General features: G+C 36.9%; 17 protein-coding genes. 3 read left to right on the top strand and 14 right to left on the bottom strand.

What is annotated here, in order from left to right:
- Positions 1 to 4: 4 nt before the first annotated feature.
- The 4 genes from EJF36_RS03750 to EJF36_RS03735 form a co-directional block, all read right to left on the bottom strand.
- Entirely contained in the window at positions 5 to 940 is a 936-nt protein-coding gene (locus EJF36_RS03750) for an ABC transporter ATP-binding protein (RefSeq protein WP_125905060.1), read from the bottom strand.
- A gap of 134 nt (positions 941 to 1074) precedes the next feature.
- Positions 1075 to 1746, bottom strand: a complete 672-nt coding sequence (locus tag EJF36_RS03745; protein ID WP_125905059.1) for a response regulator — start codon at positions 1744 to 1746, stop codon at positions 1075 to 1077.
- A complete protein-coding gene (locus tag EJF36_RS03740; RefSeq protein WP_185806802.1) occupies positions 1718 to 2959 on the bottom strand; it encodes a sensor histidine kinase in 1242 nt (413 codons plus the stop codon). Before EJF36_RS03740 ends, EJF36_RS03745 begins: the two co-directional genes overlap by 29 nt.
- Positions 2960 to 3009: 50 nt before the next feature.
- Positions 3010 to 3744, bottom strand: coding sequence for a YwaF family protein (locus tag EJF36_RS03735; RefSeq protein WP_125905057.1), 735 nt, complete (start codon positions 3742 to 3744; stop codon positions 3010 to 3012).
- 138 nt (positions 3745 to 3882) lie between these two features.
- Between EJF36_RS03735 and EJF36_RS21400 the strand changes: the two genes are divergently transcribed.
- The gene (locus EJF36_RS21400; RefSeq protein ID WP_185806801.1) at positions 3883 to 4023 is read left to right on the top strand and encodes a hypothetical protein; all 141 of its coding nucleotides are present in this window, start codon (positions 3883 to 3885) and stop codon (positions 4021 to 4023) included.
- 39 nt (positions 4024 to 4062) lie between these two features.
- Here EJF36_RS21400 and EJF36_RS03730 read toward each other — a convergent pair whose 3' ends face one another.
- The 5 genes from EJF36_RS03730 to EJF36_RS03710 all read right to left on the bottom strand — a co-directional run bounded on the left by EJF36_RS03730 (position 4063) and on the right by EJF36_RS03710 (position 8896).
- Positions 4063 to 5130 carry a toxic anion resistance protein gene (locus tag EJF36_RS03730; protein WP_125905056.1) on the bottom strand — a complete coding sequence of 356 codons (1068 nt, stop codon included), beginning with the start codon at positions 5128 to 5130 and terminating at the stop codon, positions 4063 to 4065.
- Complete coding sequence (locus EJF36_RS03725; protein WP_125905055.1) at positions 5112 to 5750, bottom strand: 5-bromo-4-chloroindolyl phosphate hydrolysis family protein; 639 nt, start codon at positions 5748 to 5750, stop codon at positions 5112 to 5114. Before EJF36_RS03725 ends, EJF36_RS03730 begins: the two co-directional genes overlap by 19 nt.
- Before the next feature lie 272 nt (positions 5751 to 6022).
- Complete coding sequence (locus EJF36_RS03720) at positions 6023 to 7342, bottom strand: sensor histidine kinase (RefSeq protein ID WP_125905054.1); 1320 nt, start codon at positions 7340 to 7342, stop codon at positions 6023 to 6025.
- A complete protein-coding gene (locus tag EJF36_RS03715) occupies positions 7339 to 8031 on the bottom strand; it encodes a response regulator transcription factor (protein WP_125905053.1) in 693 nt (230 codons plus the stop codon). The genes EJF36_RS03720 and EJF36_RS03715 overlap by 4 nt, the downstream gene beginning before the upstream one ends.
- Before the next feature lie 79 nt (positions 8032 to 8110).
- Positions 8111 to 8896, bottom strand: a complete 786-nt coding sequence (locus EJF36_RS03710; protein ID WP_125905052.1) for a hypothetical protein — start codon at positions 8894 to 8896, stop codon at positions 8111 to 8113.
- Between the two features lie 428 nt (positions 8897 to 9324).
- Between EJF36_RS03710 and EJF36_RS03705 the strand changes: the two genes are divergently transcribed.
- The gene (locus EJF36_RS03705; protein ID WP_125905051.1) at positions 9325 to 10155 is read left to right on the top strand and encodes an aminotransferase class IV; all 831 of its coding nucleotides are present in this window, start codon (positions 9325 to 9327) and stop codon (positions 10153 to 10155) included.
- A 322-nt stretch (positions 10156 to 10477) separates the two neighbouring features.
- The gene (locus tag EJF36_RS03700) at positions 10478 to 11716 is read left to right on the top strand and encodes a dicarboxylate/amino acid:cation symporter (protein WP_125905050.1); all 1239 of its coding nucleotides are present in this window, start codon (positions 10478 to 10480) and stop codon (positions 11714 to 11716) included.
- Positions 11717 to 11792: 76 nt separating this feature from the next.
- On the opposite strand, the gene EJF36_RS03695 is transcribed toward EJF36_RS03700, so the two are convergent.
- Genes EJF36_RS03695 through EJF36_RS03675 form a run of 5 tightly spaced genes read right to left on the bottom strand, consistent with a single transcriptional unit; the run spans position 11793 to position 15756 of the window.
- On the bottom strand, positions 11793 to 12590 hold the full coding sequence (locus EJF36_RS03695; RefSeq protein WP_125905049.1) for an ABC transporter permease subunit: 798 nt from the start codon (positions 12588 to 12590) through the stop codon (positions 11793 to 11795).
- A 28-nt stretch (positions 12591 to 12618) separates the two neighbouring features.
- Positions 12619 to 13413 (bottom strand): ABC transporter permease subunit, encoded by a 795-nt coding sequence (locus EJF36_RS03690; RefSeq protein WP_125905048.1) that lies wholly within the window; start codon positions 13411 to 13413, stop codon positions 12619 to 12621.
- 21 nt (positions 13414 to 13434) lie between these two features.
- Positions 13435 to 14232: an ABC transporter permease subunit gene (locus tag EJF36_RS03685; RefSeq protein ID WP_125905047.1), complete on the bottom strand. Its 798-nt coding sequence runs from the start codon at positions 14230 to 14232 to the stop codon at positions 13435 to 13437.
- 3 nt (positions 14233 to 14235) lie between these two features.
- Positions 14236 to 15120, bottom strand: coding sequence for an ABC transporter ATP-binding protein (locus tag EJF36_RS03680; RefSeq protein WP_125905046.1), 885 nt, complete (start codon positions 15118 to 15120; stop codon positions 14236 to 14238).
- Between the two features lie 12 nt (positions 15121 to 15132).
- The gene (locus EJF36_RS03675; protein WP_125905045.1) at positions 15133 to 15756 is read right to left on the bottom strand and encodes a TetR/AcrR family transcriptional regulator; all 624 of its coding nucleotides are present in this window, start codon (positions 15754 to 15756) and stop codon (positions 15133 to 15135) included.
- Positions 15757 to 15881 lie beyond the last annotated feature (125 nt).

Here is a 15881-nt window from a genome sequence, read left to right as displayed (position 1 = left end):
CTCCTCAATCACGTAATGTACGTCCAGTTAATTGTAAGAATACAGTTTCTAGATTAGGTTCAATAATTTGTATCGCTTGGATAGCTATATGATAGCTATTTGCTAGTTCTAAGATATTAGGTAATAGCTTATCGCTATCATACGAAACTACCTGCAATGTTTGACCATCTTCCATCACATTTACACCCGTAACACTTTCCACTTCTTGTAGCGATTGTAAGAAGTCTTCCCTCATCTCCTTAACTGACACTTCAATCATTTTCCCGCCACTAAGTCTCGTGATTAAATCACTCTTTGTCCCAAGAGCAATCAACTCGCCATGATCAATAATCCCAATGCGTTTACATAAGTACTCTACTTCTTCCATATAATGACTTGTATAAATGACAGTCATTCCTTTTTCATTCAACGTCTTTACTGTCTCTAAAATATGATTTCGTGACTGTGGATCAATCCCAACCGTCGGTTCATCCATAATGAGTAACTCCGGCTCATGCATAAGAGCCACGCCAATGTTTACGCGACGCTTCATACCACCTGAAAAAGTTTCCACCTTATCTTTAGCACGGTCACTCAACCCAATCAACTCTAAAATTTCGTCCGCTTTTTGTTTCGCTGCTTTACTAGACAATCCGTACATTTTTCCCCAAAATAACAAATTGTCTTTAGCTGAAAGAGTAGGATATAAAGCAATCTCCTGTGGCACTACTCCAATTTTCTTTTTAACATTCTTTAACTCGCTTTTTACCGAAGCATTATTTACTAATACATCGCCCTCATCCATTTTTAACAATCCACATATCATAGAGATTGTTGTTGACTTACCTGCTCCATTCGGACCGAGAAGTCCAAATGATTCTCCTTTTTCAACAGCAAATGAAATACCCTTAACAACTTCTCGCTTTTGGAAGCTCTTTTGTAAATTCGTAACCTGCAACATATTCGTTCCTCCCTGCAATCTTGTTAATCACATTTTAAAACAAATATGCACGTTCTCCATCTAGCGCGAGATAGATTTTTACAAATAAAAAACGACCTTTATAGGCCGTTTGAACACGTACAATATGCAAAAAGTCATCTATCCTGCGTCATTCCATACTTAACTGCGAATAACGCTGCTTGCGTTCTATCTCGTAAATAGAGCTTACTAATTATATGGGATACGTGGTTTTTCACCGTTCCTTCGGTAATAAAAAGCTCATTTGCAATCTCTTTATTATTCAGCCCTTCCCCAAGTAGCCTTAGCACATCACGTTCTCGTTCGGTTAGTTCGTTCACTTCATCAGGAGGCTGAGGCAATGATACATTAGGGGTGTGACCTGACGTTTGTTTTAATTCCTTAAGCATTTTTTCTGTTACATCTTCTGGTAATACTACGCCGCCCGCTTCGACTGTTTTAATTGCCTGTACAATCGTATCTGTTGGCATATCCTTTAATAAATACCCACTAGCTCCTTCTTGTAGCGCTTCTATAATTAATTCACTATCCTTAAATGTCGTGAGCATCAAAATTTTGATATGTGGAAGAGCTGCTCTTATTAATCTTGTTCCTTCGACACCATTGGTACCTGGCATACGTATATCCATAAGTACTATGTCGGGCTGTAACTTCTTTGCTTTTTGCAGTGCTTCAGCCCCATCAGATGCCGTTCCAATGACCTCAACACCCTCTTGTAAATTTAATAACGTTGCCAATCCGTCTCTCATTAAAATTTGGTCATCGACTACTAACAGCTTTATTGTCATGCTTAACACTCGCTCTCCAACTCATCTTTTTTGTTGATAGTGTGACTTTCACTGTAAAGCCACTATCCTCTTCTGATTTATACTTAATCGTACCACCAAGCTCTGTTACCCGTTCAACCATATTGCGGAGGCCAAAACCAGGCTCGATAGCGGCATTACCCTTGCCATTGTCGCGGATGCTAAGCATCACTTCATCTGTTTGACATGTTAATTGGATATAACATTCAGTGGCGGATCCATGCCTTTTTGCATTCGTGAGAGATTCCTGCGTGATGCGTAATAATACCGGTTGCCATGAAGTGGAAACAAGAACAGGGTCTCCCTCGATAGATAAGGAAATGTCCATGCCAGTAGATTGCGAGAAATCAAAAATTAATGTTCTTAATGTATCAATAAAAGAAGAATACTCTTCAGACTCATCTTGTATAGCTCTTACGGACATTCTAATTTCTTGCAAAGCATGTTCAGCTAGCTCTTCGCACAATTGAACTGTTTGCTGACTTTTTGACATATCTCTTGTAATGGTCTCCTTGGCAACACGTAACTGTATTAACAATGCCGTCATTTTATGTCCAACCGTATCGTGAATGTCCCTAGCTATTTTGTTTCTCTCTCGAATCATGGTTAGCTGCTCTACTTGCTTCGCATAATCCTGTAATTGTCCATGTACATCCTGAAGAGCAGTATGAGAATGTGATAGCTTATCATACTGTATTTCTAATTCCTCACGAGTTATATTCAACTTCCTAATTAATCCTCCAACAATAGCACCGTGCACAACAAACATAAAACTAACTAAATCAACGAATATATTACTAGATGGGGAGCTTATGTAAGAAAATAATAGTAAAGGAAGCCATATGACCAAAAAGGCAGCTATAAAAGAATATAAAATACTTTTTTTGTCAAATTGAAGAAACACTGTAACAGCAAGCACACCATAATATATTAAATAAAGTGCTCCACCATCCACAAACATAAATGCAAACGCAGTTATAAATGCAAAGTCCAGCCAGGAGAAAAGCATATTCCATTTTTGAAAAGGATCATGGAATTGGAGGAAATGATTAACTATGAGTAAAATAGTAATAATTATGACTGCTGTTTTTCTAAGATCAGAGGATGCTAATGGAATGTAATAGACAAGCCCCAATATGATAAACATACCGACTCTCGTTATTGCCATCACATTCAAAGAATTTTCTGTTTGCATAAGCATCCTCCCACCACTCTAAACTACGTAGATTTAATATTCACCTTAGATTAGTAGACAACTCCCTGTTGAATCACTTTTTTCTTTCGTTTGCTTAACGCAACAGGCGCATAAACAAGAATAAATAATGATAGTGCTAACAGCTCTAAATTAATAATGTACCAATATCCTGAGCCTAACCAATCCAACGGTGTTTTTGCCTCGGCGGACTTAGATAAAAACATGTAGTTAGCATTAATCAACTTATTTATTATAAAAACAGGAATCGCATATACGTTTAACGCGACCCAAGATGTAAAGGCCGATTTGAAGGTTGGACGGTATCCTTTCACGAACACAAAATACAAGAGTGTCCATGCAATCGTCATATGATGTAAAAAGAATTTTATAAAACGATAATGAGGAAAGCCAAAAGTTAAGTCCGGTGTAATAATCGCTAATAACGGTGCGATAAAGCCTATAAAGTAGAAAAAGTTAAACATTCTTTGACTCGGTTTTATGAGCATGTATACTCCAACAAACGTACTAAGTGAACATAGCTGAATAGGAATATACTTTTGTGGTGTCCATACCCCTACGGATAAAGACCATATTTGATAAGAAACTTCTGAGATAACTAGTATGGTCAGAAGACTCCATGGCAACCACTTTGAATGCTTGAGATTATTGCGAAATACATACATTGCGAAAGCTACTAGAACAAAAATAACTAAAACAACAAGGTGGCTAAATGACATTAAAGTAAATGGTACAGATGGTTCACTCGAGAAAAACAAAGATAGCATAAATAATCTCCTTATCTCCAAGATGTAAACTAGTTTTCTATTAGTATAGCAGATTTTTTATCAGGAATTGTAAAAAAACAGTAAAGCTATCATCACTCCCTGCATATATGTGTGGTAAAGGACGAAATGAGGGATGTTATGCTTGGCTACTGGGTTATTACCCTTTCTTTATCTGTTTGCTTTTTTTTACTAGTTGGCTCTTTTACATTAATTATGAAACTTGCTCTACCTAAAAGAGAATCAATTGAGATAGACCCTTTCCCAACGGAAGATTGCTAAACAGAAACAATGAGGCTGTCCTAGACAGCCTCAACATTTTTATCGCTGCGAAATAATGGAACGAATTCGCTCCTTCATCTCGCCTTCCATTTTCACTAACTCTTGCTCAGCCTCATGGCGCTTAATGCGTCCTTCATGCTGAATTTTGATTGTTTCCTCCAAAGTTGATAAAAGATTATCATGTGTTTTTCGCAAAGTAGTTATATCAACAATGCCTTTTTCAGCCTCTTGTGCAATTTCAATAGTACCTTGTTTTAGCATTTCAGAATTTTTAAGTAGTAATTCGTTTGTTGTTTTCGTTACATCCTTTTGCAAATCTAACGCTGTGCGCTGGCGGTGTAGTGTCAGTGCCATAACGATTTGATTTTTCCAAATCGGAATGGTATTTAAAATAGAGCTTTGAATTTTTTCCGCAAGCACTTGGTTGTTATTTTGGATAAGTCGTATTTGCGGTGCTGTTTGAATAGTGATATTACGACTTAGCTTTAAGTCATGTAATTTTTTATCAAAGCGCTCTACTGATTGTTTCATATCACTTAGCTCTTGAACTAGCTGTGGGTCATTCGTTTCATCTACCTTTTGCTGTAGAGCCGGAAGCACCTCTGTGCGAAGCTCATGTAGTTTTACCTCACCCGCTTCAATATAGAGCGTTAGCTGCTTATAAAAGTCTTTGTTTTTATCGTATAAATTCTCAAGTAACGTAATATCTTTTATTAATCCCACTTTGGCACGATCTAGCTGATCTGCTATTTTTTCAATTTGAACACTTACTGACTCAAATTGAGTCATGAACTTTTTGGCATTATTGAACATATTCCCGATTATAGGTATCTTTTTTTTCGGCTTAGATAATGAGTCGACATTCACTTCTTTAACACGATGCATTAAAGATGTCAGTGTTTGACCTACTTCACCACTGTCTTTCGCCTTCACATGCCCTAAAACCTTGTCGGCAAAAGATGAAATGTCCTTTTGCGTTGTAGATCCATACCCCATAACAAACGCAGAATCAGCTATATCAATTTGCTTTGCAATTTCTCTTACTTTTTCAGCCTCTACTTCTTTCATAGGCTGCGCTTCCCATTCTGTTACTTTGTATTGTTCCATTCAACCTCTTCCTCCTTCACCTTAGGCAATCCATCAGTCTTTAACATGTGCTTCATTACATCTAGGTCCGTATCCAATTCCATTACTTGATCAGATAGAAGGTTCTTCATTTGTCGGTCAAACTGTAGTTTTAATCCATCTAAATTCTCATCTAGCTTGCTTGACAGTGAAACAAATTCTTCTTTCGTCACTCGTTGATTAGAAAGTTCATTGAATTTCTCTATCGATGTGACATATGCATCTAAATAATAACTGAAATACTCCCGTGCTAACGGAGCATAGTCTGGGTTTTTCTCAATCGTTGTAAAAATATCCTTTGCAATGAAGTATGTTTCTTTTGCTTTTAATTTAAGCGGAGATTTGCGCATGTGGACAATTGCCCGTTCCGCTCTTTTAAGCTTCACGTAACCTTCTTTTATCAATTGCTTATAATACTTTGGGGCTTCCTTCGGTGGTGGACTTCCCCAATTAGACATTAAATCTAACAACTTCCAGATGACCATAAAGCTTATTACTGTCCCAATCGCAGCCACAAGCATAGGCAAACGAAATACAGACGACATAAACACATATAGAAAAAAGCTAATTGTACCTGCTAATAGTCCATTTGTTCGTTTCATCTTACATTCTCCTCTAAAAAAATACTGTACCTTTAATACGAACACGACAGAAAAATGGTTTCACTTTTAGAATAATCTATATTGAAAATAATTTCCATATTTCGACGAGGATTGTCTAAAATTTGTATGACTTTTTCGTTGCAATATTAAGTTATTACCCTTGTATCCTTCACTCAGTCATATTTCATGTTATATTTTCCGACTGGTCATCCTGTATTAGTTCTAAATATCAAAATAAACCGTTTCTACGTAAGAAACGGTCACCTTATTTTTTACTTACTAAAATGTATATAAAATGCTACACCATTATTTTCATTTTCCGCAAAAACTTTTGCTTGATGAAGTTCAGCAACACGTTCAACAATCGCTAACCCTAATCCGAATTTGCCGCCTTTTCCTTTATTGAATTTCTTAAATAAAGAGTTTTTCATAGCCTCTTCGATTTGCGGGCCATCATTCCAAATTTTTATAGTTTTATCATCAACAGCGCTAATAGATAGGCAGCTTTTAGCATAGCGAAGACCATTATCAATAATGTTCTCAAAAGCAACCTTCCATTGTTCTTCATTCCCGTATATTAACTCATTAAACACATCAACCTGAATATTTATCCCAGGTCGCTGAACATGAAGACGGTCTAAAATTTCAATTAATAACTCTTTAATATGAAAATACTCCTGCTTTGCTTCCTTCGTTTCATAATAATCCAATTTTGTTAAATACAATAAGTCCTTAACTCGTTTTTCTAATCTTTCTGCTTCTTCTTTAATAACATACACAGTACCTTGTAAGTCATTCTTTGGGAAGACTCCGTCCAAGATTGCATCGGCATAGCTATGAATGACCATGATAGGAGTTTTTAATTCATGTGAGATGTTTTGCAATGTAGCTTGTTGTAAATCATCTTGTTGAATAAGCGTTTTCCTCATCACTTCTATAGATTCCGCTAAATTCCCAATCTCGTCCTGCCGCTTCATTTCTAACGGTTCATGCCAATGGCGGTTTGCTATTTGTTTTACATGACTTTGCATTTGCCTTAGCGGCTTTGTTAAATAGTTAGCCAACCATAAAGCAGGAAGCCAAATCAAAAGTAAAGCAGCAACAATAATAAATAACAGCCGACTGAATAACGTTCTCACAAGTTCAGTTAAATACGAATCCCATACATATGAGATTAATATAACTTCCCCAAAGGCCGTGTTACCTTTTTTAATTACATAGTACATACGCTCACCGTCTATAACACCCTCATAACGCTTATATGCTGCCTCTTGCGATAAAGCTTGGGTACGAACATACCGAATAATCGACACCGGAAGCGCCGTTTCACTTCTCACTCTTCCTCGCTCTGTAAAAATAAGATGATTCACCGCTCGATTCGATTGTAAACTTTGATCTAACTCAATAGGATTACTCCCTGCCACACTATCCGATAACAGCGTCTCTTGTGCTGATTCTATCATGCGATACGTCTCTTCCATAAAAAAGTGACGTAGCGTAAAAAAAATCAGTATAGTAATTAAAACTGAAAATAACAAAGTTGCTCCTGTTAATACCACACCTATTTGCACAGACAATGGCTTATTTTTCATAATTTCATCATCCGGTAGCCGTAACCATAAATTGTTTCGATTCTAAGCTCTGGTAATCGTTTGCGTAGTCTCCTTACTAAATCATCAACCACTCGATCACTTCCGAAATAATCATCTCCCCAGATTTTATATAATAACTGCTCCCGGGAAAAAGCTTGAGAAAGATTTTTTGCGAATACTAAAAGTAAATCAAATTCTTTTGAGGTCAACTCAATGTTAGTATTCTTTTCATATACGAGACGCTTATTAATATGAATAGTGTAAGGCTCTAAATGTAATATATCGTCTGTGCTTTCTTGTTCCTGCTGGGTATTATCATGCTTATATACGCGCTCTAATATTTTCTTTGCACGAATAACTAGCTCTCTAGGTAAAAACGGCTTCGCTAAGTAGTCATCACTTCCTAATTCAAGCCCTAAGATGCGATCAAGGTCTTCATCACGAGCGGAAATAAAAATAATCGGAACATTAGGATCGCTTTTTTTGATCTCCTTAAGAAGCGAAAAACCATCTATATCTGGAAGCATTATGTCTAGTATCCATAGATCAGGCTTTTCAGAAATAGCTGTAAGTGCTGACTCTCCATCAAAGAAGGACTTAACCTGCCATCCTTCCTTTTGCAAATAAGTCGTTAAAATTTGGTTCAAGTTAATTTCGTCGTCAACTAGATATACGATATGATTTCGCACATTACTCACATCCTTGAACAGAAAATGGTCGTGTTACAGGACACGACCTTTTTCTTTCATTATAAACATGTTACATACATTATTGTACAGTATCGTTTAATGCTTTTTCTATTACATCATTCCACGCTTGGCAGTGTTCAAGCAAATCAGTAAGTGCTACTTTTATCGCGGCAGCATCCTCTGCATCAACAGCCTCTGTCAATGCATCATAAAGTGTTTTCCTTTCATCTCGTAAGTTCTGTATATCTTCACTGTCCATAAGATCAGCAAATTGACCTTGTATGCTATCTCTAAACTTGTCGCGCTCAGCGATCAATTCTTCTTTCGTAATGTCGCCAGCAACATAACGATCTCTTAAGTCTTGCATAGCTTGCTGATGCTCTTCTCGTGCGGCTTCCTGCTCTTCAGTAGGGAACGCCGCTTTTATTTCTTCTATTAGCTCGCTTCGTTTCTCTAGAGCTGCTTCCCACTCGTCAGCTTGATCTTCATCGTACTTTTCAACAAGAAGTGTCAAATACATTTCTTTGTGTACATTGTCTGAACTAGCAAACATACCGCCTCCACGCTCACCGCGCATCATACCTGGCCCACCAAACTTACAATCACCTTGTCCCATACCACGACCGAATCCTTCATGCATCATACCTTTCCCACGAGCAAATCCTTCATGCATCATACCTTGTCCACGACCAAATCCCATATCATCGCCCATCATACCTCTTCCGTAGCCATTCCCTTGAGCGAACATAGCCGGTGCTTTCTCGTTTCCGTTCGTAGCCTGATTCGTCACATAATTATCCGCCAACGATATCGCTGGGACAAACACTAGTAACGCAAGTGCACCAGGTATAATCTTTTTCCACATTTCTTTTTCCTCCCTACACTCATTTATTTTACATCTCAAAAATAACCATTAATTATGGTAGGATTTCCTAAACATTGTGTGAAATTGTGTAATATAATTAAGAAAAGCAACAGGTGCCTTGTCAGCGAAGGGAAAATTGGTTAACGACCAGTGCCAGGATTAGCGCCAGAACCAGTGCCAGGCACCGACAATACTCGACATTTTACGCACCCTTGGTATGACTAGGTTTAGGAAGGTGCCGAAAATGCGGTGCCAGGCACCTTCAAATTACGACGTTTTCCGACGCAATCTAGTAATTTTTCACAAGGTTTGAGAAGTTATTACACAATAAACTCAAAAGACCAGTGTAGTAATGCCTCCATACTATCTTTTTGTGAGATTAAGATTTAACTTAATAAAGAGCATATAGAAAGAGAGGAGAATTCGTAATGGAAATTGCATTTTTTAATGGTGAATTTGTAGATATCAATCAAGCTGTTATTCCTATTCAAGAGCGGGCTCATCAATTTGGAGATGGAATCTATGAGGTTATCCGCGTGTATGAAGGCCGGCCCTTTTATTTAAAAGAACATTTAGAACGGCTTGTAAATAGCGCCGAGGCCATTTCTTTAAAACTTCCGTATAGCTTAAGCGAAATGGACCAATTCATTGAAGAGGGCCTCACCAGAGCAAGCATTGATGAAGCTGAAATCTATATACAAGTTACTCGTGGGATTGCACCTAGAATTCACGCCTTTCCTAATGTGTCTGCTAGTTTCTCCATGACTATACGCCCGGTGCGAAAAATCGACCCTATAAAAAGACAACAAGGTATAGCCGTGCTTATCACGGAGGATGAGCGCTGGAAAAATTGTTATATTAAGTCTTTAAATCTACTTCCGAATGTTCTCGCTAAACAAAAAGCTATAGAACTTGATTGTGATGAGGCTATCTTCGTACGAAGTGGTTACATAACAGAAGGATCAAGTAGTAATGTCTTTATTGTTAAAAATGGGGCACTCATCACCACACCGGCCACAAATGCCATTCTACACGGCATCACTCGGGCAATAGTCTTTCAGCTTGCTAACCAACTAGACATCCCTGTTCATGAAAGGGCCTTTACTGTCCACGAGTTAGAAACAGCCGATGAAGCATTTATCACTAGCACCGTTTCAGAGATTTTGAAAATAAAGTCTGTAGGTAATTCTCACCTTCCTTCATCAAGCCCAATTCAAGATAGTTTATATCAAGCATTTCAAAGCTTATATAAAAGGTGAGTTTTAATATATGCAATATGTTAACAGTAGAAAGTGAAACGCTTTGTTAAACAAATGCGCTTCACTTTCTTTTTTTTATCAAAAAAAGAAAAATTTTTTTCGAATAAGTATTATCCCTAAAAAACCTTTAGTTTGTGCGGTTTTTCACAAATTCACTTTAGCTGAACAATCAACATATTCTGATAAAACCGACATAATTCGACAGGCTTCTGTGTTATAGCAGTAGACAATACTAATATAGTATATTATAATAGTCCTCGGGCCCAATAACTTAATTTTCAATAAATTATCTTTATGCAAAAAACTTAATAGAGGTGATGATATGACTTTAACGAAAAAAATACTGTTAGGTATGTTCCTCGGTATTATTGTCGGTATTTTCTTGAATTTAGTGACTCCTCAGGCTTATCCCACTATTGAAACGTACATTCTAAGTCCTGTTGGAAAGATTTTTATTAGTTTAATTAAGCTTTTAGTAGTTCCTATTGTAATTGTTTCGATTATTCTTGGTACAGCCGGTATATCAGACCCTAAAAAATTAGGGCGTATTGGTACAAAAACTATTGTTTTCTTTTTAACAACAACTGCAATAGCGCTAACCCTTGCTATTGGTCTTGCTACTCTATTCCAACCAGGAGTTGGTAATTTTCAGTTAGAGGGCGCACAATTTGAAGGAAAAGAAGCGCCACCAATCGTGGATACATTATTAAATATCGTACCAACAAACCCGTTTGAAGCGATGACAGAAGGAAATATGCTACAAGTTATATTCTTTTCAATTTTAGTTGGTTTCGCCATTTCACAGTTACAAGGGCGAGTAAAACTTGTAGTGGACTTCCTTGATCAAGCAAATGACATTTTAATGTTCCTAGTTGGTGTCATTATGAAGCTTGCTCCATATGGTGCTTTCGCATTGATTGCAGTAGCAATTGGTGGCCAAGGAATAGATGCTATTTTAGCAATGGCTAAATATTTCGGCATTGTTCTATTGGCATTGTTTGCTCATCTTGTCATTACGTATGGTTCGGCTGTAGCTATGTTTGGTAAAACAAACCCTATTACGTTTATTAAAAACTTCTCTCCTGCACTAGCTGTGGCATTCAGTACGTCATCAAGTTCAGCAACACTTCCTGTTTCAATGGATGTTGCTCAAAAGAAACTCAATATTCCTAAGAGTATAAGTGGATTTGTTCAGCCATTAGGTGCAACAATTAATATGGATGGAACTGCTATTATGCAAGGTGTTGCAACAATATTCATAGCTCAAGTATATGCCGTTGATTTGTCAATGGGTGATTTATTGACTGTAGTTTTAACAGCAACGTTAGCTAGTATTGGTACCGCTGGTGTTCCTGGTGTAGGCCTTATCATGTTATCCATGGTATTAACATCAATTGGTTTACCGGTCGAAGCCATTGGTCTCATTTTAGGTGTAGATCGTTTACTTGATATGACACGCACTGCTGTTAATATCACTGGAGATGCTACATGTGCATTAATGATTGCAAAAGGTGAAGAACGCCACGCCGAAAGCTATTCTGAAGCAATAGCAGAGTCGTAAACCGTACAAACATAGCAATGACACAGATTAAGGGGCACACCATAACTTATAGGTGTACCCCTTTTTCTTGTTCCCTTCACACATACATATCTCTCTTTTGAAACGAATAATATGTTAAAACTATTAATATACTAATAATTACAACTGATATGCCTATAAAGGTAGGTTCAATCCCACCACCATGAAGCATGTTTTTTGCATCGAAGTATTTAAAAGGTGTGATATATTTTAGTGCTGCTAGCTTACTATTCATATCAATGGCAATCGATAAAATAAAGGATAACAGTAAAATAGCTGTTGCTAGGGCTGGTGCTGATTTTGTATTTCTCTTCGTAGCAGCAAGCGCCGCTCCTATTGTTAAAAATAGTAGCTGTAAAAGAAACAGGCCTATCGTTAAAATGGTGATATCCCTTAAGAAGGGTTGGTCATTGGCATACATTTGCACCATCACAATGGATACTATGTAAGTCGTAGCTGTCATCACCATCACATTAAAAAGAGCAGCTAATAATTTTGCTGTTACAATGTTCGTGCGAGTAATAGGCTTTACGAGTAAAAACTCTACGGTTTTATCACGCTCTTCCTTCGCAATAATTGATGCTCCTAGCATGGCTGCGTGAACAGTAACCATAATGGCTATATATAAAAATAGTACTCCATAATAATCTATCGCTATCGTTAAATCGAGAGAACCTGCTCCCATGATTGCTTGCAGCGACTTTGGCATAGACAAAATTAGTTCATTTAATGATTGATCATCGGTTGCTAAGCCCGCATATTTCCCCATTCCAGCAGCTATAAAAACCAGTAAACCTATACACCATAAAACAAGTGATTTAATATGTGATTTTAGCTCCTTTATAAAAAGATTCATCACGTGTACCTTCTTCCTTCGTTGACTATTAAGCTTGTAGATCCCTTTTGTTGTAACTTAAATACGCTAAAACTACGAAAATTATTGTCGCTAGTACACTTATAATTACATACGAAACGTTCAGTTCGCCTCCATGAATGAGGTCACTTGCGACAAAATACTTAAATGGATTAACATGTTTGAGTACTTCTAGACTACTATTAATATCTATAAGAATAGATAAAATGAATAACAGTAATACAATAGCTGTTCCCATACCTGTCGCAGACTTCGGTTTTTTCTTCCCAGCCGCAATTGCAGCCCCTGCTCCCATAAAAAGATACTGTAGTAGTAACAGCCCAATCATTAACGTCAGTACATCACGGAAAATACCTGCTGAATCTGTATGCATTTGTACTGACATGTATGCCGTGGCAAACGTAACAAAATTAAACACGATTATGTTTACAAAAACAGCACTTAATTTAATAGTGACTACACGTGCTCGTGTAATGGGCTTTACAAACAGAAAATCCGCTGTCTTCTCTGCCTCTTCTTTTGATATGATTGATGCCCCAAGCATCAAAGCATGAATGGCACCCATGACTAACAAATATAAATAGATAACTCCAAAGTAATCAATAGCCTTGGACAAATCTAAATCTCCAGATCCAATTAAAGCCTGTAATGATTTCGGCATCCCTTTAATTAACTCATTAATTTGCTGATTATCAGAATACGTCCCGTATTCCGTCATCGTAGCTATGACAAGAAACATGCTACCAATACACCAAAATAACAGTGATTTTTGATATGATTTTAGCTCATGCATGAACAGCTTCACAATATCACCTCTCTTGACTTATTAAAGAGCAGACACATCCTTCTTTTTATAAATAATGTAGCTTGCCACGATGGCTAAAATAAAAAAGCTAACTGTTAACACTAGAAACGGTATTTCGTAGCTTAAATTTTCAGCAATGTACGTTGTGTCATAATAATTAAATGGTGTGATGTAGCGTAAAGGTTCATCACCTGTAGCAGACCCTACCATGCCAATCGCAAAAAAAGCAAACACCGTACCTAACGATACAGAGATAACCGACTTAATCCTTGGAAATAACACCGAAGTAATAAACCCTAATGCTACGAACATTAATTGTATAAACAGTAATGTGATAGCAATCATAAATAGGGCATTGCCATCGTATTCCTTTGTTTTTACGATAGACACCATCACAAATGTTGTGATTAAAAAGAACACATTCGTAATAAATAGGGACGTAATGGCTGCTAAAAGCTTTGATGTGACAATTTTTGTACGAGATACAGGTTTTGATAATAAAAAATCTGCTGTTTTTTCTCTCGTTTCCTTTGATAAAATAGAGGTTCCAAGATTCATTGCTTGTATAGCCCCCGCAAGTTTTACATAAAGAAATCCATAAGAGAAAAATCCAATTACACTGAAAAAACTATCGAGTGATAGGCCGATCGCTTTTCTCACTTCAACGGGAAAATCCTCTAGTAATTTACTAAACTGCTCAGCATCCTTTGCAATGGAAGGATACATCGATAAAAACAAGACAACAATCCCTATTAGTGACAGTGTCCAAATGATGGTTGATTTTCTATACGCCTTTAACTCATGCAGATATATATTCATATATTATTTCTCCTTTTCATAGAAATGCATGAAGATTTCCTCTAACGTAGGCTCCTCTACCCATACATTTACCATATTAATCTCGGAGAGCTTTCTAATAATCGTGTTGATGTCCCCTTTATAAATGAATTGAATCGCTTGACCATCTATTATTAGTTGATTAACGCCTGGTATATTTAAGTACTCATTTGCGATAGTTTCTTTCGTTTCTAATTTGAACTTCTTATACGTATCTTTTTTTAACACGCTAATTTTCTCTACTTGTACTATCTTGCCTTCCTTGATAATGGCAACTCTATCACATAAACGCTGCACCTCGCTTAGTATATGAGACGAAAATAGGATCGTAGCGCCCTTCTTATTCTCTTCTAGAAGTAAGTCGAAAAACTTTTGCTGCATAAGTGGGTCTAATCCGCTCGTAGGTTCATCTAAGATAATTAGCTTTGGTTCATGTAGAAGGCCCTGTACAATCCCTACTTTCTTCTTGTTTCCTAAAGAAAGGTCATCAATTTTTTTAGTAAGGTCTAATTCAAGGATTTCAGCAAGCTCTTTCATACGTTTACTACAATCTTTCTTATAGAAGCTAGCCGAATATTTTAAAAGGTCGATGACCTTCATGTTGTCATAGTAAAATACTTCAGAAGGTAAATAGCCAATCTCCCTTTTTATTTCATCACTATGCTCTAATATATCCTTTCCGAAAATTTTCGCACTGCCACTAGTAGGATAAATTAACGATAATAGTGTACGGATTGTTGTTGATTTCCCTGCGCCATTTGGGCCGATAAACCCAAAAATTTCCCCTTCTTCGACTTGAAAACTTACATCAGAAATCCCACGAGCCTTGCCATAGCTTTTCGTTAAATTATTAATTTCAATTGCGTACATATGCCTAGCCTCCTATTTATAAAAGGATGTTTTCAAAATATCAATATATTGGTCAACTTCGTCGAATGCCTCTGAGAAATCGAGATCCTGTTTACCTGTTAACTTGATTTTTTGAAGCATTTGCTCACTATACCCTTCTAAACTCCAGTTAATAATGTTAAGTGCTTTCCCTATGTCAATATCCTCTCGAAATAGTGTCACATCAAAGTCTTGGTAAAGTTTATCCATTCCAAGCTCTCTCATTTGCTTTGTGATTTCGCGGATATCATCAATGACCTCTGATGCCGTTTCTACTTGGATAGAAATTAAAAACTTAATTATGTCAGGATATTGCATAAGTAGCTTCATTTTTAGCTGCGAAGCATCCTTTAACCGCTGAAAGATGTCCTTTTCAGAAAGGTTTATGCCATTTAAAAATTCGTCCATAATAATAGTAATCGTATGCTGTGTAAGAAACGAATACAGGTCTTTTTTGTTCGTGAAATAGTGAAACAGCAATCCTTTAGAGATCCCTGCCTCTTTTACAATGGCATTGGTAGAAGCATTGGTATAGCCTTTCAGAGCAAATTCCTTCATAGCAGCATTTAGAATTCGAGTTTGTTTTTTTCGGTCAATATTTAAAAATTTAGATACCATGATATCTCCTTCTCTCAAAAGTTGACCAATGTGGTCAATATAATTGTAATGCTCTTTGACCACAACGGTCAACCTGATTTTTGTTTCAAACTTGTGAACTGTATATTTTTTCCTAAAAAGAAGAT

The organism is Bacillus sp. HMF5848 (assembly GCF_003944835.1).
GTDB lineage: Bacteria > Bacillota > Bacilli > Bacillales > HMF5848 > HMF5848.
The sequence above is the reverse complement of the archived record's forward strand: the minus strand, read 5'-3'. Positions and strand labels throughout refer to the sequence as shown.

Excerpts from the sequence above, each read along its gene's own strand:
- EJF36_RS03750 (WP_125905060.1), bottom strand. The coding sequence starts at position 940 with ATGTTGCAGGTTACGAATTTACAAAAGAGCTTCCAAAAGCGAGAAGTT.
- EJF36_RS03745 (WP_125905059.1), bottom strand. The coding sequence starts at position 1,746 with ATGACAATAAAGCTGTTAGTAGTCGATGACCAAATTTTAATGAGAGAC.
- EJF36_RS03740 (WP_185806802.1), bottom strand. The coding sequence starts at position 2,959 with ATGCAAACAGAAAATTCTTTGAATGTGATGGCAATAACGAGAGTCGGT.
- EJF36_RS03735 (WP_125905057.1), bottom strand. The coding sequence starts at position 3,744 with ATGCTATCTTTGTTTTTCTCGAGTGAACCATCTGTACCATTTACTTTA.
- EJF36_RS21400 (WP_185806801.1), top strand. The coding sequence starts at position 3,883 with ATGCTTGGCTACTGGGTTATTACCCTTTCTTTATCTGTTTGCTTTTTT.
- EJF36_RS03730 (WP_125905056.1), bottom strand. The coding sequence starts at position 5,130 with ATGGAACAATACAAAGTAACAGAATGGGAAGCGCAGCCTATGAAAGAA.
- EJF36_RS03725 (WP_125905055.1), bottom strand. The coding sequence starts at position 5,750 with ATGAAACGAACAAATGGACTATTAGCAGGTACAATTAGCTTTTTTCTA.
- EJF36_RS03720 (WP_125905054.1), bottom strand. The coding sequence starts at position 7,342 with ATGAAAAATAAGCCATTGTCTGTGCAAATAGGTGTGGTATTAACAGGA.
- EJF36_RS03710 (WP_125905052.1), bottom strand. The coding sequence starts at position 8,896 with ATGTGGAAAAAGATTATACCTGGTGCACTTGCGTTACTAGTGTTTGTC.
- EJF36_RS03705 (WP_125905051.1), top strand. The coding sequence starts at position 9,325 with ATGGAAATTGCATTTTTTAATGGTGAATTTGTAGATATCAATCAAGCT.
- EJF36_RS03700 (WP_125905050.1), top strand. The coding sequence starts at position 10,478 with ATGACTTTAACGAAAAAAATACTGTTAGGTATGTTCCTCGGTATTATT.
- EJF36_RS03695 (WP_125905049.1), bottom strand. The coding sequence starts at position 12,590 with ATGAATCTTTTTATAAAGGAGCTAAAATCACATATTAAATCACTTGTT.
- EJF36_RS03685 (WP_125905047.1), bottom strand. The coding sequence starts at position 14,232 with ATGAATATATATCTGCATGAGTTAAAGGCGTATAGAAAATCAACCATC.
- EJF36_RS03680 (WP_125905046.1), bottom strand. The coding sequence starts at position 15,120 with ATGTACGCAATTGAAATTAATAATTTAACGAAAAGCTATGGCAAGGCT.
- EJF36_RS03675 (WP_125905045.1), bottom strand. The coding sequence starts at position 15,756 with ATGGTATCTAAATTTTTAAATATTGACCGAAAAAAACAAACTCGAATT.